This window comes from Clostridium sp. UBA4395 (assembly GCF_002390995.1).
Taxonomy (GTDB): Bacteria; Bacillota; Clostridia; order Clostridiales; family Clostridiaceae; genus Clostridium_J; species Clostridium_J sulfidigenes.
This window is the reverse complement of sequence record NZ_DGRF01000050.1, coordinates 165987-187907: the sequence shown is the minus strand read 5'-3', so window position 1 is coordinate 187907 and position 21921 is coordinate 165987. Positions and strand designations below refer to the sequence as shown.

Sequence of the window (21921 nt, the reverse complement as noted above, 5' to 3'; positions counted from 1 at the left end):
AGGAATGCTAGTTAACTATTTAAATAGTTAACTAGTTTAAATTTTATATATTTAACTAGGTATATAGTTAAAATTTTCTATAGTTTCATAGGTAAATATAAACATAGGTATATAGGTTTATATTTATCTATTAATATAGTTAAATAGTTTCATATATGGGTATTATAACTAAAAATAGAAAATTTAAAGGCGTTGCAATGATAAAAGATTTATGTTAATATTAATTTTGCGAGTAAGCCAGACAATCGCTGCTGAGAAATCAGGAGAGGAAAGTCCGAGCTCCATAGGGCAGGGTGCTGGGTAACTCCCAGTGAAGGCGACTTTAAGGAAAGTGCAACAGAGATATACCGCCTTAAGGAATACATTCTAACTTGTTAGAATGCATAAGTTCGAGGGAATAAATCTTAGATTTAGACTCTCGCTTAATTTAAGGTAAGGGTGGAAAGGCGAGGTAAGAGCTCACCAGCGCAATGGCGACTTTGCGGCTATGTAAACCCCATCTGGAGCAAGATCGAAAGCGGAACATTATGGGGCTGCCCGTCCCGTTCCCGGGTGTATCGCTTGAGCCCATTAGTAATAATGGGCCTAGATAGATGATTGTCTAACACAGAACTCGGCTTATAGACTTACTCGATCCATTAAAAACACTAAGGTATGAACTTAGTGTTTTTATTTTAGCATTTTTGAACAAATCGTGAAGAATTAACTTTTTAAAATCTTATTCTTTCAAATAGAAAGGATAAGATTTTTATTTTTAAGCAAAAGTGAGTGTTAACCTTATGAAGGCAAAATATATTTTTGCAAAATGAAACTTAGTATAAAATAAAATGTATCATACAATAAAAATAATTAGTGAAAATCTTTAAAATAGTTACAAAAATGTAGTAATATATAGGGAAATAAGGTTATTTTACATAAATAGCCTTAAATGAAGTGAAATGAAGTTTTCTAATTCTTAAATATGTTATATTATAGTAATATAAAGAAAATTTAGTAAATTGCATGAAAATGAAACAATTAACTTCAAATTTGGTTTCAAAATAGTTACATAGATTTACAAAATGAAAAAACTTAATTGAAATTAAAGATTTTAATCTTTAATAATATTATTTAAGGGGAGGTTATAATAATGAAAAAGAAAAGTCTATTAAGTATATTCTTACTAGCTATTTTTCTTTTCTCAATGACAACGGTAGCTTTTGCGGAAAATTGGTATTATGTAGGAGTGCCAGTTATAAGACAACAAAAAACACAATGGTGCTGGGCAGCATCGGGAGAAATGGCAGGAAAAGCTGTGAATCCAAGCTCTACTAGAACTCAAGCAGACGGATGCAACTACCCATTGGTGTTCATATCAAGCATTTAAAGATGGAAGTTACAATAGTAGAAAATATGAAGAAACTGTTTATGGAAGATAGAGTTTACTAAAAACTCAAAGGAAAGGGATATTTTATGAAGGGTATAGGTATAAAATTTTTAAACTTATCATTAATAATTGTTCTGTTATTTTCATCAATAACAGTTTTTGCCGTAGATGGGGATAGAGATGTATCTACATTATTAAGTGAAGAATCATTGAAGGTATCTTCCGATAGAGGTAGCATAGAGGGTATTTTAGATGAAGCTTCAGAAGAGATAAAAGATATATTAAAGATAGAGAAGGTACCATATTTTCAAGTGGAAAGCTTTATAAAAATATATAACCTTCAGGATAGTGATATTGTAAAACACTATAAAGAAAACAAGGAGTTTAAAAAGAATATTTTAGATGAGTATAGGTGGGTTGCACCAGCTTTTCAAGAGGATAACAAAACTCTTTTAGTTAACTTTATAAAAAAAGACTGAAGGTGAAGGTTGGTCCATGGCTGGTTTTTCAGATGGACTAGCTACAGAGGGATATTCCTTCTTACTAGATAAAGAAAAGATAATAGAGCTTCTTGAGGATAATGGAATAAAAAACATAGATGAAATGAAATTTGTCAGAACAGATTTATATGTTACTAATATTATTTACATAAATATGGATAATAAGGAGTTTGCAATTCCTTTTAGTAACAATGCGGAAGTGTTAGGTTTCGAAAATGGTAAACTATACAATATAGATGAATTAATGAACCAAATTGCAGAGAAATATACCCCTTATGACGTAGAGGCTTCATCAAAGGATGTAGCTATGGAAGAAGGTAGTGATAAAGATAAGGTTATAATAGATTCCATAAAAATAATATTTGTGGGAATAGCAATAGTATCTGTAGGTTTATTAATAATAGTAAATAAAAAACCCCTAAAATCTAATAAACAATAAGCATTTCCTACAAGCACTAAATATATGCCTCATAGTGCTTGTATATACCATAAAAGACTAGGATGTCCCCCAATCCTAGTCTTTTGCTTTATGAAAAAATAATTCTAACTATAAAAAAATCAAAAAAATTAAACGGAATTTATTTAAATCAATGATAGAATTAAGATGTATTTTTATAAAGAAAAGGGCATTTTCCTAGGAGGTTAAATCATAGTCTTATGAAGGGTTTGAATAGGGAAGAACATAAAAACATAAAAAGCTAAGAATATAAAAACATAGAAATATAGCATTGTTATAAATATATTAAAATTTGTATAAAAGATTTAATTAAAGGATATATTTGGATATAACCCCGAGGGTAAACAGTAAAATATATGGCAAATTATTATAAATTGTGATATAATTTTTTGAGTAACGACAGAAATAAAATGTTCTTGTTAACGAAAGGTAGTAATTGTGTAGGTTAACAAAGATTCGAGGAGTCTAAAAATTAGACAAGCTTATTGGTTGTACATAAATAAAATGTAGAAAATAAAACTCATTACAGAAGATGAAATGAAATATATGGTGTTATAGGTAATATGTCTCTTTTAATATCGTATATTATATAAGGGAAGTTTAGTATTATTTTGTTTGGAGGTAAGAACTATGGAAAAGGCAAGCTTGCATAGTGAAGAAATTAATGTAAATTATAAAGAAAATTTAGATTATACCGAAAAGAAATCAAATTTACTTATTTATAATCTATTAAAAAGAGGGTTTGATATTGTATTTAGCATAATAGTAATTATAGTTACTAGTCCAATACTTATAATATCAATGCTCATAGTATTTTTCCAAGATTTTAAAAGCCCTATATTTGCTCAAAATAGAGTTGGGATTAATAATGAGGAATTTACTATGTATAAAATTAGATCTATGGTTTACAATGCAGAATCTGAAGGATTTAAGTGGGCAAGCAAGGATGATTGTCGAATTACTACCTTTGGTAAATTTATAAGAAAAACTAGGATTGATGAATTACCACAATTGTTAAATGTTTTAAAAGGCGATATGAGTGTAGTAGGACCAAGACCAGAGTTGGAATTTTTCTATAGAAAATTTGAAAAGACTATACCAAACTTTAGAGATAGACTAGCTGTAAAACCTGGTTTAACAGGTTGGGCACAGGTAAATGGTGGCTACGATTTATTACCAGAAGAAAAGCTTAAATATGATATAGAATATATAGAAATAAGAAGCATTATGATAGATATTAAAGTTTTGGTTAGGACTATTGCAGTGGTTTTTACAGGAGATGGAGCTAGATAATTAAAATAACTATAGCAAGTATTAGAGGTGGTAGAATGAAAATAGTAGTTGTATCAGAGTTTTTTTATCCTTACAAAACGGGAACACAAAAAATATTAACAGAGTTATCAGAGGATTTTGTGGAATATGGATTGGAAGTAGATGTTTTAACTACGAAAAATGGTTGTAGGGAAGAAAAACAAAAATTGGATAAATATGAAACGTATAAAGGCATCAATATAAAACGTATATTTACCACTGATGGAGATAGGGATAGTAAATATAAAAGGATAATTAGTTATGCTGTATTTACATGGAATGTGTTTATAAATTTGTTGTTTAAAAAAGATTATGATAAGATTTTATTCGTATCTAATCCGCCGTTGGTACCTTATATTGGATATATAATGAAGAAACTTAAAAAAAAGGAATATATATACCTTGTTCACGATATATATCCTGATGTAGCAGAGAAACTTAATGTTATAAAGGAAAATAGTATTATATCTAAGGCTATGAATCGTATAAATAATAAAGTTTATAATAATGCCCACAAAATAATTGCCTTGGGAAGCGACATGAAACAGGTAATCGTAAATAAAGGTATAGACAAGGAGAAAATAGAAATTGTCACAAACTGGGCAGACTCAAAAGTAACTTATGAAAAAAACGTAGGTAGTGAATTCTTCATGAACTCTGTAATGGAAAATAAATTTAATATAGTCTACTCGGGTAATATAAGTAAAGTTCATGATGTAGATACTTTATTAGATGTTTCAAGGCAATTAAAAGATGATGAAGAAATAAAATTTATATTCGTTGGCAATGGTAATAGAAGGGACTATATTATAGAAGCTAAGAAAAATGAAAGTTTACATAACGTTGAAGTTTACGATTATATGTATGGAGAAGAGTATAACAATCTGCTAAATTCTGCCAATGTTTTTATAACTACTTTGCAGAAAGGTATAGAAGGACTAGGCGTACCATCTAAAACATACACATATATGTCAGTGGCAAAGCCACTAATAGCCATAATGAACAAAGATAGCGAAATAGGAAATATGGTTAACAAATATAATTTAGGAAGACAATTTAGCAGTAATGAATCAAAGGAAATTACGGAATTTATATATAATATAAAAAATAATAAACTGTTATATGATGAAATTTGTTCTAATGTTAGAACTGTATTTAATTCATGTTATGAAAGAAAAAAAGTAACTCGAAAGTTTTATAATGTAATTACAAAATGAATATAAACGGGGGCGTTTTAATTATGTTTAAAGATAAAGTATTATTAATTACTGGGGGTACAGGATCCTTTGGAAATGCAGTATTAGATAAATTTCTAAATACTGGTATTGGTGAGATTCGTATCTTTTCTCGTGATGAAAAAAAACAAGATGATATGAGAAAAAAATATAATAATAGTAAAATAAAGTTTTACATAGGTGATGTAAGAGACTTACAAAGTATTAAAGCTGCCATGTATGATGTAGATTATGTATTTCATGCAGCAGCGTTAAAACAAGTTCCTAGTTGTGAGTTCTTCCCTTTAGAGGCAGTAAAAACAAATGTTATAGGAACTGATAATGTACTTACAGCAGCCATAGAAGCAGGAGTAAAAAAGGTAATATGTCTATCTACAGATAAAGCTGCTTATCCTGTAAATGCTATGGGAACTTCTAAAGCTATGATGGAAAAAGTTTTTGTAGCTAAATCAAGAACAGTTTCACCAAAGAAGACTTTAATCTGTGGAACTAGATATGGAAATGTTCTATGTTCAAGAGGTTCAGTTGTTCCTCTATTTATAGAGCAATTAAAGAGTGGAAAGCCACTTACAATAACAGAACCAAAGATGACAAGATATATAATGAGTTTAGAAGAGGCTGTAGAGTTAGTTGCCTTTGCTTTTGAAAATGCAGAAAGTGGAGATATTATGGTTCAAAAGGCACCAGCTTGCACAATTGAAGTTTTAGCTCAATCAGTAAAAGAGTTATTTGGCGTAGAATCTGAAACAAAAATAATAGGTATTCGTCATGGAGAAAAGATGTATGAAACACTTTTAACTAATGAGGAATGTGCAAATGCTATGGATATGGGAGATTTCTATAGAGTACCAGCAGATAAAAGAGATTTAAACTATGATAAGTACTTTACTGATGGAAATGAAGAAAGAACACAACTTGAAGAATATAACTCTAATAATACGGAACTTTTAAATGTAGAAGAAGTAAAAGCGAAACTTTTAACACTAGATTATATTAAAGAAGAATTGGAAGCATGGAGGAATAGATAGTGAAGGTATTAGTAACTGGCTCAAATGGTTTCGTAGGTAAAAATCTAATTGAAAAGTTAAAAGAAATAGGTGGATATGAAATACTATCCATAGATAAAGAAAATTCTAAAGAAGAGTTAAAGTCAGGGGTATTAACTTCAGACTTTATTTTTCACCTTGCTGGAATAAATAGACCTGAAAAGGAAGAAGAGTTCTTTGAAGGTAATTCAGGGTTAACAGGGGAGATAATAGAGTTATTAGTAGAGAACAATAAAAATACTCCTATTTTAATAACTTCATCTATTCAAGCAGAGCTAGATAATGCTTATGGTAAAAGTAAAAAAATGGCTGAAGAAGAATTGTTAAAATACAAGGAAGTTGCAGGAGCAAGAGTTTTCCTATATAGATTACCAAATGTTTTTGGTAAATGGTGTAGACCTAACTATAATTCTGCTGTGGCTACTTTTTGTAATAACATAGCCAAGGGTGAAGAAGTGTGGGTATCAGATCCTAGTAAAGAAATGACTTTAGTTTATATAGATGATGTAGTAAGATGCTTTATAAACTCTATGAAATCTAATGAAGAAGTAATTGGATATGCTTCAGTAGACGTAGAGCATAAAGTGACATTAGGAAGAATAGTAGAACTTTTAAATTCCTTTAAAGATAGTAGAAAGAATTTAATGGTTCCAGATATGAAGGATGGGTTTACTAAGAAGTTATATAGTACCTATCTTAGTTATTTGCCAGAGAAGGAATTTAGTTATCTTCTAAAGATGAATGTAGATAATAGAGGTTCCTTTACTGAGTTTTTAAAGAGTCCAGATAGAGGTCAGGTATCTGTAAATATATCTAAACCAGGTATAACTAAGGGAAACCATTGGCACCATACAAAAAATGAGAAGTTTCTTGTGGTCAGTGGAACTGGACTTATTAGATTTAGAAAAATTGGTAGTGAAGAAATAATAGAATATAAAGTTAGTGGAGAAAAGCTTGAAGTAGTAGATATTCCAGTAGGGTATACTCATAGTATTGTTAACACTGGTGATAATGATATGGTAACCATAATGTGGGTTAATGAAGTTTTTGATCCTCAGGTTCCTGATACAATATTCTTGGAGGTATAGAGATGAAAAAATTAAAGGTAATGACTATAGTTGGAACAAGACCAGAGATTATAAGATTAGCTGAGACAATAAAAAAGTGTGATGAATACTTTGAACATATATTAGTTCATACAGGACAAAACTGGGATTATACTTTAAATGATGTGTTTTTTAAAGAGCTAGAGCTTAGAGAACCAAATCACTTCCTAGGGGTAGTGGGAGAAGATTTAGGTGAAACCATGGGAAATATATTAGCTGAAAGCTATAAGATATTAGTTAAAGAAAGACCAGATGCACTACTAATACTAGGTGATACTAACAGTTGTTTGAGTGCTATTTCAGCTAAAAGGTTAAAAATTCCAGTATTCCATATGGAAGCAGGAAATAGATGCTTTGATCAAAATGTGCCTGAAGAAATAAATAGAAGAATTGTTGACTGCACAAGTGATGTAAATTTAGCATATACAGAACATGCAAGAAGATATCTTTTATCAGAGGGTATGAGAAAGGAATATACTTTTGTAACAGGGTCACCATTACCAGAAGTATTTAAAAAGTATATGCCTAATATAGATGCTAGTGATGTTTTAGATAGATTATCTTTAGAAAAAGGTAAATACATATTAGTAAGTGCTCATAGAGAAGAAAATATAGATAATGATGAAAACTTTAAAAGTTTAACAGATGCTTTAAATGCTATAGCTGAGGAATATAATATGCCAATAATTTATTCAACTCATCCTAGAAGTTGGAAGAGAATTGAAGATAAAGGTATCAAGTTCCATGAAAATATTAAACAATTAAAGCCTTTTGGATTCTATGATTATAATAAACTTCAAAAGGATGCTTTCTGCGTATTATCAGATAGTGGTTCTTTAGCAGAAGAGTCTAATATCATGGGGTTCCCAGCAGTATCTATAAGAACAAGCACTGAAAGACCAGAAGCCATTGATAAAGGTTCAATAGTTCTTGGTGGAATAACTTTTGATAGCATAACTCAAGCAATGGAAGTTATAGTTAAGCAAAAATCATTAGGTGAAGAAACAGTAAAAGTTTATGATTATACAGATGTAAATGTAGGAATGAAGGTAGTAAATGCTATTCAAGGATATACATCAGTAATAAATAAATTTATATGGAGAAAATAAAATGAAAATTTTACAGATAAATTCAGTATGTGGATTTGGAAGTACTGGAAGAATAGCTACAGATCTTTATAAAGTACTAGAAGAACGAGGCCATGAGTGTTTAATAGCTTATGGTCGTGGTACTGCACCAGAAAGTATAAAATCTATTAAAATAGGTACGAATCTGGATAATTATATGCATGTAGCTAAAACAAGAATATTTGACAAGCATGGATTTGGATCTACTAAAGCTACTAAAGAATTTATAAAAAAGGTTGAAGCATATGATCCAGATGTAATCCATCTTCACAATATACATGGATATTATATTAATATAGAAATGCTATTTGAATATTTAAAAAAAGTAAATAAGCCGGTTATATGGACTCTTCATGATTGTTGGGCATTTACAGGGCACTGTGCATATTTTGATTATGCTCAATGTGAAAAGTGGAGAGTAGGATGTATTGATTGTCAGCAAAAGGGAACATATCCATCATCTAAATTACTTGATAATACTAAATGGAATTATAAAAAGAAAAAAGAAATATTTACTTCCTTAGAAAATGTAACTATTATTACACCATCTATATGGTTAGGTGATTTAGTAAAAGATTCTTTTTTAGGAAAATATCCAGTTAAAGTAATTAATAATGGTATAGATTTGGATGTTTTTAAACCAGTAGAAGGTAATTTTAGAGATAAGTATGATATTAAAAATAAATTTGTAATTCTAGGTGTAGCAAGTGTATGGGAAGAAAGAAAGGGCTTAAAATATTTAGTTCAACTAGCAGAAAAATTAAACTTTGGTTATAAGGTTGTTATTGTTGGTGTAACAGAAAAACAAAAAAATGAACTACCTAACTCTATTATAGGAATAACAAGAACTAGTAATGTACAAGAATTAGCTGAAATTTATTCCACTGCAGATGTATTTATAAATCCTACTTTAGAAGATAATTTTCCAACTACTAACTTAGAATCACTTGCATGTGGTACTCCAGTTATAACCTTTAATACAGGTGGAAGTGGAGAAAGCTTAAATGAGGGTTGTGGAATAATTATTGAAAAAGGAAATATAGATTTAGCAGTAAGTAAAATTATAGATTTAGGTAAAAAAAATTTATCTAGTGAGCAATGTGTTAAACAATCTAGAGTTTATGATAAACATCATGCATATAATAAATATGTAGACCTTTATGAAAAAGGTAGGGATAAAATATGAAAAAAGTGCTATATATATCTTCAGCAGTAGATCCTGCTAGGATAAAAGAAATAATAAAAAGAAGAGTAAGTAAAAATTCAAATAGTTTAGAACCTATAGCAAAATATAATAATCTGTTAATTGATGGACTAAGTGAAGATAGAAATATAAAAGAAGTAACTTCATTAATTGGAGCTCCTATTTCAAAAAATGCGTTTTCATATAAGTATTTTAAAGGAAGTAAAAGAATTGAAGGTAAAAAAACATATTTAATGTTAGGTTTTTTAAATTTTCCAGGTATAAAACATTTAACTATCATATTAAAATCTTTGATATATATAGTTTATTGGAATATTAAAAATGCTAAAGAGGATAAAGTTATTATTATTGATGGATCGTACTATTCAGAAATCATAGCCGTTCATATTGGTAATCTGTTTTTTAAAACCCCTATAGTGTATAGTGTATTAGATGTATATAATTACATGGCAAAGTTGGAAAATGTCAACAATGAAAGTTTTAAAATAAAATTTTGTAGAAAAGTATATGAAAAGTTAAAATATAAAGTAAGTGGGTTTATATTAATCACTAAACAAACTAATGATCTTATTAATACTATGAATAAGCCATATGTAATTATTGAGGGACTAGTACCCTACAAAGAAAATAAAGATGAATTTACCCCTGAGCATAAAAATATGTTTATTTACGCTGGAGGGTTACAAGAACAGTATGGTATAAGAACGTTAGTTGACGCATTTACTAAAATAGACTCTAAATATGAATTGTGGCTTTTTGGATTAGGAAATCAAATAGATTACATAGAAAAAATTTCTCAAAAACATAAAAATATATTTTATAAAGGTAGTATAAGTAATGATGAACTAATGAAGATAGAAAAGCAAGCCTTTTGTTTAGTTAATCCTAGACCAACCAATGAAGAATATACTAAATATTCTTTTCCTTCAAAAACAATGGAATATATGTTAACAGGAAGACCAGTATTAACTACGCGTTTAAAAGGAATTCCTTCAGAATATGATAACTATATATATTATATTGAGGATGAGTCAGAAAATGGAATTGTAAATGCAATAAAATTTATGATTAATAATGATAAAAATATACTTTCAAAAAAAGGAGATAGTGCTCGAAAATTTGTTTTAAACGAAAAAAATAATTTAAAACAGGGTAATCGACTAAGTGACTTTTTAAACACAATATAGAGAAAAGGAGATTTTTTAGATGCAAGAAAAAACCTCAATAAAATATTTGCCGATATTCACAGTACTTGCATATTCAACATTTACAATTTTGTTGTTTGCAATATCACCTTGGGAGTGGAATATAAATAATCCAGGTAAATTTTATTCATATTTAATAATATTAAATTTAGCTTTATTTTTTGGATATTTTATTTCTGTTAGAAAACACAAGTATGTTAATATTGATTATAGTAAATACGACATTAATATAATAAAAATATTAACTATATTTTTATATATACTACTTGCCATAACATTGTGTGGATTTTTTTTGGATTTTGATGTTAGAATTGATAACCTATTTCAAACATTAATAGAGGCTATTAAGAATCCAGCTAAATTTTATTATTCATATAAGCCTAAGTCTAACATATATTTTAAATTAGTAATTTGGACCAATGTATTACTTGCACCTGCTTTTTATTGCGTAATACCATTATGTACTTACTATTTTAAACATCTAAAATATCATGCAAAGATAACATTTATAATTTTAGTATTTTTTGAATTGTCTAAGTGGATATTAAAGGGGACTAACAAAGGTATATTTGATTTGTTTTTTATTATTTTTATAGTAATTTTCTTAAAGAAGATTAAACATATTAGAGAAGTAAATATGAAGAAATTCTTTAAAAAAAATAAAATTATAATAAGTGCATCAGTATTGGCTATTATCATTTTCTTGGTATATTTTACAAATAATATTAGCAGTAGAATATCTGATAATGTGGGACATTCTTTAGGTAGCATAATGGCAGGAATGAAAGTAAAAGAAAATAGTATATTACAATCAATATTACCTACTGGTATATTTAATATGATCTTAATAGTTAGTACTTATTTATGTCAGGGATATTATGCACTTTCAATGGCACTGAATTTACCTTTTACATCTACTTATGGTATTGGTTTTTCTAATTTCTTAATGGCTAATTCCAAAGAAATGTTGAGTATAGACTTATATTCAAGAACGTACTTAGTAAAACTAGAAGAATTCGGATGGAGTTCTACAGTTAACTGGCATACTATGTATTTGTGGTTTGCAAACGATGTTTCTTTTGTTGGAGTAATAGGAGTTATGTTTATTATAGGATATGTATTTGCTAATATATGGTTATCTTTTATTGAAACTAATAATCCCATTGCTTTATGCATATTAACGTTATTTGGAACTATGTTTTTATATATGTCAGCTAATAATCAAATATTTAATTTTCCAACTACATGTGTTGCATTTTTTGGATTAGTGTTTATTTGGTTTATAACTAAAATTTTTGAAAGAAAAAAATTAGAAATTCCAATTTTTAAATTTAGAGGTTTAAAAAATGAAAAAAATATTAAATAGTGGCTTTCTAGGAAATGTACTAAAAGTTTCATCGTCTAATTTATTGGTTTTAATATTAGGTGTGATGCTAACTTTTATTTTACCCATGAAATTATCTACAGAAGGATTTGGATATTGGCAGTTATTCGTATTATATACTAGCTACTGTGGTTTTTTTATACTTGGTTTTTCTGATGGCGTAAATTTAAGATATGGTGGATATAAATATGAAGATTTAGATTTTAAGTTATTCAGAACTGAATTTAAATATCTGATCATATATACAATACTTGTATCATTAGCTATGATATTAACTCTATTATGGTTGTTTTCAGATAGCCCTAATTTATTTGTATATATTGGATTTGCAGTAAATATAACCTTATTTAATATTCAAGGGTTTTTTATACATATTTGTCAAATAACTGGTAAGTTCAAGCAGTATTCTATTGGTATATCATTAGAGAGAATACTATTAGTCACATTTATAGTTTTTACATTAGTGTTACCTATAAATAATTATGAAATATATATATGTGCAGATTTTATTGCTCGAATTTGTGTTATATGCTACTTTTCATATAACTGTAAAGAAATAGTTTTTGGTCAAAGATATAAGCTAAATAAAGTTAGAGATGAGATTATAACTAATGTTAAAGTTGGATTCTTTTTAATGTTTTCAGCAATTATTTCTATGATGATGAGTAACTATATAAAGTTCTTTATTGAAAGAAATTTTGGAATAAAGGAATTCTCATATTTTGCTTTTGCAACCTCAATGCTTTCATTAGTTTTACAAACTATAGTATCAATTTCTACAGTTTTATATCCTATGATGAGAAGAATAGAAACTAAAAAATTAAAAGGTATCTACAAAAGCTTGAATAACATACTAAATGATATTTCTGGAATACTTTTATTAGCTTATTATGTAGCAGTATTTTTTATAATATATATAATACCAAAATATTCTTTAGTATTAGAATTCTTAATGATATTATTTCCAGTAATACTATTTAATATAAAAAATAATATGCTAATAACTCTGTTTTATAAAGTATTTAGGCTAGAAAAACAAATTTTTTATAATAATATAATTGGTTTAGGATTAATGATGATATTAACTTCAGTTGGATTTTATTTTAATAAAAGTATTGGTATAGTTGTTGTTGCTTATCTTTTATCATACTTTTTAATTACAATATATACTGAAAGAAAGTTATTTAAGATAAACAATTGGAGTAATGATAATAGAAATAACATGACTTATATTATTATAATATTTATTGCTATAAATTACTTTATACCAACACCTACCAATTTATTAATCTATTGCCCTGTAGCGCTTATTATTTTTGGGTTACATGCTAAAAGAATATTAAAGGAAGTAAAATTTTTAGGTGGATTATTAAAATAGAGAAATGACAGTTAACTATATTAACATAGAATAAACTTAAAATATTTGAATTAGGAGATTAAAATGGACAATATGTTAGAACAAGTTCATAAATTGCAATTAGATATAGCTTTGGAAGTAAAAAGAATATGTGATAACCATGAAATTAAGTATTTTTTAGTAGCTGGAACATTGCTAGGTGCTATTCGTCATAAAGGTTTTATACCATGGGATGATGACTTAGACATTGGGATGTTAAGAGAAGAATATGAAAGATTTATTTTAGTTGCAAAAACTGAATTATCGGAAAAATATTTTTTGCAAAATGTAGATACAGATGAATTTTATGGACTACCGTTTACTAAAATAAGAATAAATAATACTAAGTATATTGAAAAAAATTCATGTAATAGTAAAGGGCATCAAGGTATATTTATTGATATATTTCCATTTGATAATGTACCTACAAGTAATATTTCTAAAAGTTTACATAGTACTAAAACTTATATATTAAAAAGATTGCTTTTATGTAAATCGGGATATCAACTTTGGGAAGAAGAACAATTAGTAAAAATGTTAGTTTATAAATTTATAAAGTTTATAACAATATTTATTCCAACTAACAAAATAAAAGAGTTAATAGAAAAAGAATTTAAAAAGTATAACAATATTGATACAGAATATGTTGTAGCTTTGGGTGGTTCATATGGGTATGATAAAGAAATAGTAAAAAAAGAATGGTTAAGTAATTTAGCCTATGATGAATTTGAAGGATATAATTTTTTAGTTCCAAAAGATTATGATAAATACCTCACACATTTTTATGGAGATTATATGACCCCTCCACCTGCAGATAAAAGATATAATAGACATGGAATAGTTGAAATAGATTTAGGAGAAAAATAGTATAAAGGAGTGCTAAACTAAAGTTTTTATTAATCAAAATTCAATTTTATTGGTTCGTAATATTATTAAATTTATTTAGAATCATAATATTTTATCCTTAACTAGCGATAATTGATTGTATTCTGATAGTAAGGTAATTCTAAATATAAATTAATTTATAATTAGTATAAGAAACTAATAATTAATATTATCTAGATATATTATAGTAAATAGAATTAGAAGGAAAATTTCGTATTTACTATACTTTATAGGGGAGGCTAAAATGCTATTTAATTCATACGATTTCCTGATTTTTTTTCCTGTAGTGTTAGGAATTTATTTTGTAATTCCACGAAGAGTGCAGTATATATGGCTACTAATTAGTAGCTACTATTTTTACATGTCATGGAATCCTAAATATGCAATATTAATGCTAATATCTACTTTAATTACATATTTAAGTGGAATACTGATACAAAAATATAAGCAAAAAGTTAAGATGAAGAAACTTTTTGTTTTTAGTAGTTTTGCTATAAATTTAGGGATACTATTTTTATTTAAATATTTTAATTTTGTATTCGACAATATGAATATAATTTTAAATAAATTTAATATAGGAATAGCTATACCGGGATTTGACTTAATTTTACCAGTAGGTATATCTTTTTATACATTTCAAGCATTAAGCTATACCATAGACATATATAAAGGAAATATAAAGGCTGAATATAATTTTTTTAGATATGCGTTGTTTGTTTCATTTTTTCCTCAATTGGTAGCTGGACCAATTGAAAAATCTAGAGATTTATTACCTCAATTACAAGAAACTCATGAGTTTGAGTTTGAAAGAGTTAAAAGTGGATTACTACTAATAGTTTGGGGTTTCATTCAAAAATTAATAATAGCTGATAGATTAGCTATTATAGTAAATAATATATATAATAACTATACTGAATACAGTGGATTCTACTTGATTATAGCCACTATTTGCTTCTCATTACAAATATATTGTGATTTTTCATCTTATTCAGATATAGCTATGGGGTCTGCAGAAGTAATGGGATTTAAATTATCTAGAAATTTCCATAGACCATATTTTTCTAAAAGTATAAGTGAATTTTGGAGAAGATGGCATATTACTTTAGGGGCTTGGTTTAGAGAGTATTTGTATATTCCACTAGGAGGTAATCGAAAAGGAACAATTAAAAAATATAGAAACATAATGATAGTGTTTTTGGCAAGTGGATTATGGCATGGAGCAAGTTGGGGATTTGTTATTTGGGGAGGATTGCATGGGTTATACCAAGTTGTAGGAGATATTTTAAAGCCAATTAGAATTAAAATTATTAATATATTAAATATTAATAAGAGATCCTTTGGTTATAAAGCTTCACAAATTACATGGGTTTTCATTTTAACAAGTTTTGCATGGATATTTTTTAGAGCTCCATCAGCAAAAATAGCTATAGAAATTATAAGAAAAATATTCTCAATAGATTTAATTGGATTATTTAGCAATAAGATCTTTGATTTAGGATTTACAACCTATCAATTATTTTACTTATTTATAAGCTTATTATGCTTAGTTCTAGTTTCTTTATATAGAAGAAATCACAGCATTCGAGACTTTATTAAAAATCAGCATGGTATATTTAGGTATAGCATATATTCCGTGGTTATAGTCGTTTTGATTTTTTATTGGGTTAGTGGACAAGCTGCTGGAGATTCTTCATTTATATATTTTCAATTTTAAGGAGGCACAATGAAGAAGTTTTTTATTAAGATTACCATTGTTATAGCTTTAGTAATTGCTATAATGAGTACAATATTTATTGGAGTAGTTGAAGTGATGGGTTCTGGATTTGCCGATACATACCAATCTGTAATAGTGAGAAAATATGATAAGTTAATTACTACTAACACCCCTAAAATAATAATTATTGGTGGTTCAAGTGCAGCATTTGGAATTAATGAAGAGATTATCAGTAAGAGTACAGGTTATGATGTAGTTAACTTAGGGTTACATGCAGGCTTTGGAAGTAATTTTCCTACGCAGTTATCAAAAGCTAACATTAATAATGGAGATATAGTTATTTTGGCTTATGAATATGGATGGATTGAAGAAGGTGCATTTGATAAACTAGGTGTGGACCTAGTTATGAGTGGAATAGATAATCATATAAGTTTATATAAGCATATTAGATTTCAAAATTATGATGATATTATAGATTATATTTTTAAGTATGCAAATAAAAAAGCCGAGAGAATAAGTACAGATGAAATACAAAAAGATGTATATTCTTCAAGCTCATTTAATGATAAAGGGCAAATGATTTATGATAGACAAAAGTCGATTATAACAGAAAAGTATGATGAAAAAAAATATGGTAATATAAATATAGATGACTTTAAAATTTATGATGATACTAAGAAATTTTTGATTAATTATCGTAAATTTGTAGAGAAAAAGGGTGCAAAGATATTCTTTACCGCAGCTCCTATAATGAAGTCTTCTAATAGGTCGGATAGTTATAAGTATAGTAATATGGTTAATACAGTGGAAAAAGAGTTAAATATTAAATATATATCAAATCCCACAGAGTATTTCTTTGATACTAAATATATGTATGATACTATATATCATTTGAATAGTGAAGGTGAGAAGATACGCAGTAACAAATTAGCTGAGGATATAAATAACGCATTAATAGATTATAAGTGATATATAAATAAAACTATTTTAGAATTAAACATTTTCTAAGGTAGTTTTATTATTTTATATAACTTATACTAATAATAAAATTTCAACGCTTTCTCCATACACATCAAAATTATTAAGAATTTTATCATAATCTTAAAGAAAAAAACTGATAATATATTAATAGATGATATAATACCTAATTTGTGGTATATTTGTTTAGTATGAAATTTTATTAAACATAAGAAAAAAATATTTTACTTTTTTATAAATTGGTGTACAATTGTATGTGTAAAAATAGGAGGAAGAAGAATGAAGATCAATTTTTATGAATCACAAAGAGAATATAAAGAAAAAAAACATGAGTTTGATGGAGCTATAAAAAATATAATAGATAGTGGAGCTTTTATATTAGGAAATGAAGTTAAAATCTTTGAGGAAGAAATAAAAGATTTTACTGGAGCTAAACATGCCATAGGAGTGGCATCAGGAACGGATGCTTTAGTTATAGCATCAGATATCCTTGGTTTTAGTGATAATAAGGAAATAGTAACCACACCTTTTACTTTTTTAGCTTCGACATCTTGTCTTGCAAAGCATGGTGGTAAACCTGTATTTGTTGATATAGATGAAGAGTCTTGTGGCATGGATGTAGCTCAATTAGAGGCTGCTATTAATGATAATACCGTAGGAGTACTTCCAATACATTTATTCAATCAAATGTGTGATATGGATAAGATAATGGAAATTGCTAAGAAACATGATTTAAAGGTGCTAGAAGATGCTGCTGAAGCCTTTGGAATGAGATGGCAGATGCAAGGTGAAGAAAGATATAGACACGCAGGAACCATTGGAGATATGGGTGTGTTTTCATTTTTTCCTACTAAAACCTTAGGTGGATATGGTGACGGTGGAATGATAGTTACTAATAGTGATGAACTAGCAGATATGTGCCGTATGTTTAGGGTTCATGGAGCATCAAAGAAATATCACTATGACTATGTAGGCTATAACTCAAGATTAGATGCTATGCAAGCAGCTGTTTTAAGGGTTAAACTTAAATATATAAACAATGCCATAGAAAATAGAGGAAGAGTTGCTAAGCTCTACACTGAAGGATTAAAAAATGTAGAAGGTGTAAAAGTTCAAGGCATTAAGGCTGCAAACCAAAAGAATGTTTATTATGTATTTAATATCTTTGCTGAAAACAGGGATGGTCTTGCAGAATTCTTGAAATCTAAAGGTGTGGCAACTAGTATATACTATCCAAAGCCATTACACCTACAAAAGTGTTTTGAATACCTAGGATACAAAGAAGGTCAGTTCCCAGTAACTGAAAAGATGTGTAAGCAAATTCTTGCATTACCTATATATCCAGAGCTTACTAATGAAGAAGTTGAATATATATGTGGATGCATAAAAGAATTTTATAATTAATAACGGCTGTGTTTATCCAGCAATAATCAGGTTGTTGGATAAACCTAATTAATTGTTAAAAAAGTATCAATGTTTATTAAAATAATAATTGCTAATTTGAACAGTAGGAGACGATATAATGAAAGATTTAAAAATATCCTTAGTAGGACTTGGCTATGTAGGAATGCCTTTAGCAGTAGCTTTTGCTAAAAAGGTTCCTGTAGTTGGATTTGATGTAAACAAGGAAAAGATAAATAAGTACTTAAGCGGAGTAGATGTAACTAATGAAGTTGGAGATGAAGCTATTAAAGCATCTACTGTAGATTTTACAAGTGATGAGACAAAACTAAGAGGATGTAACTTCCACATAGTTGCAGTACCAACTCCAACTAATGAAGATAAAACTCCAGATCTAAGACCAGTTATAGGTGCTAGTGAAATTTTAGGAAGAAACTTAACTAAAGGTTCTATAGTAGTATATGAATCTACAGTATATCCAGGGGTAACAGAAGAAATCTGTGTACCAATACTAGAAAGAGAATCTGGACTTATCTGTGGACAAGATTTTAAAATAGGATATTCTCCAGAGAGAATAAACCCAGGTGATAAGGTTCATAGATTAGAAAACATAATGAAGATAGTATCTGGTATGGATGAAGAAACTTTAGATACAGTTGCTAAAGCTTATGAACTAGTTATAGAAGCTGGAGTATATAGAGCTGAAAGCATAAAGGTTGCAGAAGCAGCTAAATTAATAGAAAACTGTCAAAGAGATGTTAACATAGCCTTCGTTAATGAACTTGCTATGATCTTTGATAGAATGGGTATAGATACTAAAGCTGTAATAGATGCCGCAGGTAGTAAGTGGAACTTTATAAAACTAAACCCAGGTTTAGTAGGAGGACACTGTATTGGAGTAGATCCATATTACCTAATCCACAGAGCTAAAGAGGTTGGTGTTGAATCAAAGGTTATAGCTGCTGGAAGAAACATAAATGATGGAATGGCTAAGTATATCGCAGAGAACACAGTGAAAAGTTTAATAAAAGCTAATAAGAGAGTTAAAAATGCAAAGGTAGCAGTTCTTGGACTTACATTTAAGGAAGATTGTCCAGATACAAGAAATACAAAGGTAGTGGATATCATAGATGAACTTAAAGATTATGGAGTTAATGTATTAGCCACAGATCCTGTAGCATGTAAAGAAGAAATTAAACATGAGTATGGAATAGATATGGTTTCTATGGAAGATATTAAAGAGGTAGATGCTATTATCCTTGCTGTATCTCATCATAATTACAGAGGAATGACCATTAAAGACTTTGCTCCACTATATAGAAGTGAAGCTTTAGATGAAGTAGCAGCAGCTAAGGATGAAGTAGAAAAAGATGTATTCATAGATGTAAAAGGCATCATGGATAGACATAGTGTAGATACAGATACTATGGTTTACTGGAGATTATAATTTAAGATTAAAAAATAAATAACATAAATAAAACACCGAATATCTAGGGTATTCGGTGTTTTTACTATTATTTTTTATCAGCAAATATATAATCTCTCATTTGCTTTTTAACAGTTTCAATATCAAACTTTAAGTAGTATATTCCGGTGCTCATATCACCAGCTCCATCTCCATCCCTTGGAAATCTTTCTTGCTCTAAATCTCCATCTCCTAAACCAGCTACCTTAGTTGCTAGAGATATAAAATCACCAGAACTTAGGTTAGTTTGAACTAGAGGAAGGATGTTATTTAGAATACCAGGATAAGATGTAGGAGATGCAGCAAGAGCTTTATTAAACACTGCAGACATTACATTTCTATGTCTGTGGGTTCTTTCATAATCTCCACCACTAGCATATCTTATTCTAGAATAGGCTAGTGCTTGTTTACCTGTTAATAAGGTAGGGCCCGTAGAACTTACTCCAGGAATATGAGATACCTCTTCTTCAGTAATATCTATTGTAATTCCACCAAGGATATCAATGATTTCTGGCAATGAAGAAAAGTTTACTGATACAAAATCCTCTACATTAAGTCCAAAGTTTTCATTTAAGGTTCTTAAAGCTAAGGGAGCTCCTCCAAAGGCATAGGCATGATTTATTTTATCCATACCATGGTCTGGGATATTAACATAAGAGTCCCTCATTATAGATGTTACCTTAACCTTATTATGAGTTGGATCAATGGTAGCTATCATTATAGAGTCAGAACGACCAGCTTGTCCTTCTTCCGCATCAATACCATATAAGGCTATATTTTTTATAGATTCATGGTTGTCGTATTCTTTAAAGGCATCCTTTGAAGCAATACCTAACTTAGATTTGTCTATCTTTACCTTATCCATCTTATTATATAATGAATAAAAATATCCTCCTCCAATAGCTATTATAAATATCAACACTCCTAGAATTCCCATTGAAATTTTAAATCCCAGGGACTTTTTCTTCTTTTTTCTTCTTTTATTTTTCTTTTTTTCAGGATCAATTCTGTTTTGTGACATAGTTACACTCCTCTCTGTACCTAATTCTATCACCATATGTTAAAGGTGTAAATATAGAGAAATGCATAATGGCGGATTATTCCATGAAGTTTATTATAAATTTTTATGAACATGATACGATGATATAATTATGAACTAATAATAAAAATAATAGTATATATAGGCGCAAAATCAAGGATATTGTAGAATACATTAGGTTATTATTCATAATTATACATAATATTACTAGTAACATTAGTTTTTTACTAGTAATGTTACTGGAAATATGATATTATACAAATGTGACAGTTATGTATGCGATTGAAATATAAAGAAATATGTACTATTATACGGATGTTACAACTAGGTATTCAAATTATATTTTTATATATTAAAAATATACATAAAATGTTGTAATGTGTATAAATTGATTTTGTAAGGAGAATTAATTTGGAAGAGAATATTATTAGTTTAAATGACATCTTCGAAATTTTAAAAAGAAAGTGGAAGATTATATTAGTATTTGCTTTGACCTCTACTTTAGTAGCATCAATAGCATTATTTTTACTAATAACTCCACAATATGAATCAACCACTAAGGTATTTATAGGTAAAGAAGAAAGTCAGCAGGAAGGATATAATATTTTAGATATACAAATGTATCAAAAATTATTAAAGACCTATGCTGAAATTATTAAAACTGAAGATTTGGTAAAAAAAGCTATAGATAAAACAGGATTCGAAATAAACCCTAAAGAAGCAGTTGAAAATTTAATAGTGGTATCCCTAGCTGATACGCAAATTATAGAAATAAAGTATAAAAGCAGCTCTCCAGAAGAAGCTGCAAAGTTAGTAGCTGCTATAAAAGATGAATTTGTTAAGTTATCAACAGAATTAGTTCCTAATGGAAATGTACAAGTCCTAGAAGAACCTAGATTTCCATTAAGAACAGTAAGTCCTAACAAAAGTATGGGGCTTATAATAGCTATAGTATTGGGAGTGTTTATAGGAATAGGCGTTGTCTTCCTTATAGAATTTATGGATAACACCTATAAAAATAAAGATAGGCTAGAAGAAGAATTAAACATACCAGTTTTAGGAATAATACCAAAGATAGACCTATAAAAATCTTAAGTAGGAT

19 protein-coding genes and 1 other RNA gene are annotated in these 21921 nt (G+C 28.3%); 19 read left to right on the top strand and 1 reads right to left on the bottom strand.

Annotated elements, in window-relative coordinates; all coding sequences use genetic code 11:
• Positions 1–229 precede the first annotated feature (229 nt).
• The 18 genes from rnpB to B2694_RS09080 all read left to right on the top strand — a co-directional run bounded on the left by rnpB (position 230) and on the right by B2694_RS09080 (position 19762).
• An RNA gene (gene rnpB / locus B2694_RS09165) (RNase P RNA component class A) lies at positions 230–637 on the top strand.
• A 492-nt stretch (positions 638–1129) separates the two neighbouring features.
• The gene (locus B2694_RS09160) at positions 1130–1366 is read left to right on the top strand and encodes a hypothetical protein (RefSeq protein ID WP_346885465.1); all 237 of its coding nucleotides are present in this window, start codon (positions 1130–1132) and stop codon (positions 1364–1366) included.
• 86 nt (positions 1367–1452) lie between these two features.
• A complete protein-coding gene (locus B2694_RS09155) occupies positions 1453–1845 on the top strand; it encodes a hypothetical protein (protein ID WP_346885464.1) in 393 nt (130 codons plus the stop codon).
• 16 nt (positions 1846–1861) lie between these two features.
• Positions 1862–2305: a hypothetical protein gene (locus tag B2694_RS09150; protein ID WP_346885463.1), complete on the top strand. Its 444-nt coding sequence runs from the start codon at positions 1862–1864 to the stop codon at positions 2303–2305.
• 648 nt (positions 2306–2953) lie between these two features.
• Entirely contained in the window at positions 2954–3616 is a 663-nt protein-coding gene (locus B2694_RS09145; RefSeq protein ID WP_346885462.1) for a sugar transferase, read from the top strand.
• Between the two features lie 35 nt (positions 3617–3651).
• The gene (locus B2694_RS09140) at positions 3652–4851 is read left to right on the top strand and encodes a glycosyltransferase family 4 protein (RefSeq protein ID WP_346885461.1); all 1200 of its coding nucleotides are present in this window, start codon (positions 3652–3654) and stop codon (positions 4849–4851) included.
• Between the two features lie 23 nt (positions 4852–4874).
• A complete protein-coding gene (locus B2694_RS09135) occupies positions 4875–5897 on the top strand; it encodes a nucleoside-diphosphate sugar epimerase/dehydratase (RefSeq protein ID WP_346885460.1) in 1023 nt (340 codons plus the stop codon).
• Complete coding sequence (locus tag B2694_RS09130) at positions 5897–7003, top strand: NAD-dependent epimerase/dehydratase family protein (RefSeq protein WP_346885459.1); 1107 nt, start codon at positions 5897–5899, stop codon at positions 7001–7003. The genes B2694_RS09135 and B2694_RS09130 overlap by 1 nt, the downstream gene beginning before the upstream one ends.
• Before the next feature lie 2 nt (positions 7004–7005).
• Positions 7006–8130: a non-hydrolyzing UDP-N-acetylglucosamine 2-epimerase gene (wecB, locus tag B2694_RS09125; RefSeq protein ID WP_346885458.1), complete on the top strand. Its 1125-nt coding sequence runs from the start codon at positions 7006–7008 to the stop codon at positions 8128–8130.
• A gap of 1 nt (position 8131) precedes the next feature.
• Complete coding sequence (locus B2694_RS09120; RefSeq protein ID WP_346885457.1) at positions 8132–9334, top strand: glycosyltransferase; 1203 nt, start codon at positions 8132–8134, stop codon at positions 9332–9334.
• On the top strand, positions 9331–10539 hold the full coding sequence (locus B2694_RS09115; protein WP_346885456.1) for a glycosyltransferase: 1209 nt from the start codon (positions 9331–9333) through the stop codon (positions 10537–10539). Before B2694_RS09120 ends, B2694_RS09115 begins: the two co-directional genes overlap by 4 nt.
• A gap of 19 nt (positions 10540–10558) precedes the next feature.
• Positions 10559–11923, top strand: coding sequence for a hypothetical protein (locus tag B2694_RS09110; protein ID WP_346885455.1), 1365 nt, complete (start codon positions 10559–10561; stop codon positions 11921–11923).
• Positions 11904–13319: a hypothetical protein gene (locus tag B2694_RS09105; protein ID WP_346885454.1), complete on the top strand. Its 1416-nt coding sequence runs from the start codon at positions 11904–11906 to the stop codon at positions 13317–13319. Before B2694_RS09110 ends, B2694_RS09105 begins: the two co-directional genes overlap by 20 nt.
• Positions 13320–13382: 63 nt before the next feature.
• On the top strand, positions 13383–14204 hold the full coding sequence (locus B2694_RS09100; RefSeq protein ID WP_346885453.1) for a LicD family protein: 822 nt from the start codon (positions 13383–13385) through the stop codon (positions 14202–14204).
• A gap of 262 nt (positions 14205–14466) precedes the next feature.
• On the top strand, positions 14467–15936 hold the full coding sequence (locus B2694_RS09095; protein WP_346885452.1) for an MBOAT family O-acyltransferase: 1470 nt from the start codon (positions 14467–14469) through the stop codon (positions 15934–15936).
• A 9-nt stretch (positions 15937–15945) separates the two neighbouring features.
• Positions 15946–16905: a hypothetical protein gene (locus B2694_RS09090; RefSeq protein ID WP_346885451.1), complete on the top strand. Its 960-nt coding sequence runs from the start codon at positions 15946–15948 to the stop codon at positions 16903–16905.
• 288 nt (positions 16906–17193) lie between these two features.
• Positions 17194–18318: a DegT/DnrJ/EryC1/StrS family aminotransferase gene (locus B2694_RS09085; protein ID WP_346885450.1), complete on the top strand. Its 1125-nt coding sequence runs from the start codon at positions 17194–17196 to the stop codon at positions 18316–18318.
• Between the two features lie 118 nt (positions 18319–18436).
• Positions 18437–19762 (top strand): nucleotide sugar dehydrogenase, encoded by a 1326-nt coding sequence (locus tag B2694_RS09080; protein ID WP_346885449.1) that lies wholly within the window; start codon positions 18437–18439, stop codon positions 19760–19762.
• Positions 19763–19829: 67 nt separating this feature from the next.
• On the opposite strand, the gene B2694_RS09075 is transcribed toward B2694_RS09080, so the two are convergent.
• Positions 19830–20801: an LCP family protein gene (locus tag B2694_RS09075; protein WP_346885448.1), complete on the bottom strand. Its 972-nt coding sequence runs from the start codon at positions 20799–20801 to the stop codon at positions 19830–19832.
• 429 nt (positions 20802–21230) lie between these two features.
• On the opposite strand from B2694_RS09075, the gene B2694_RS09070 reads away from it, so the two are divergent.
• On the top strand, positions 21231–21905 hold the full coding sequence (locus tag B2694_RS09070; protein WP_346885447.1) for a YveK family protein: 675 nt from the start codon (positions 21231–21233) through the stop codon (positions 21903–21905).
• Positions 21906–21921 lie beyond the last annotated feature (16 nt).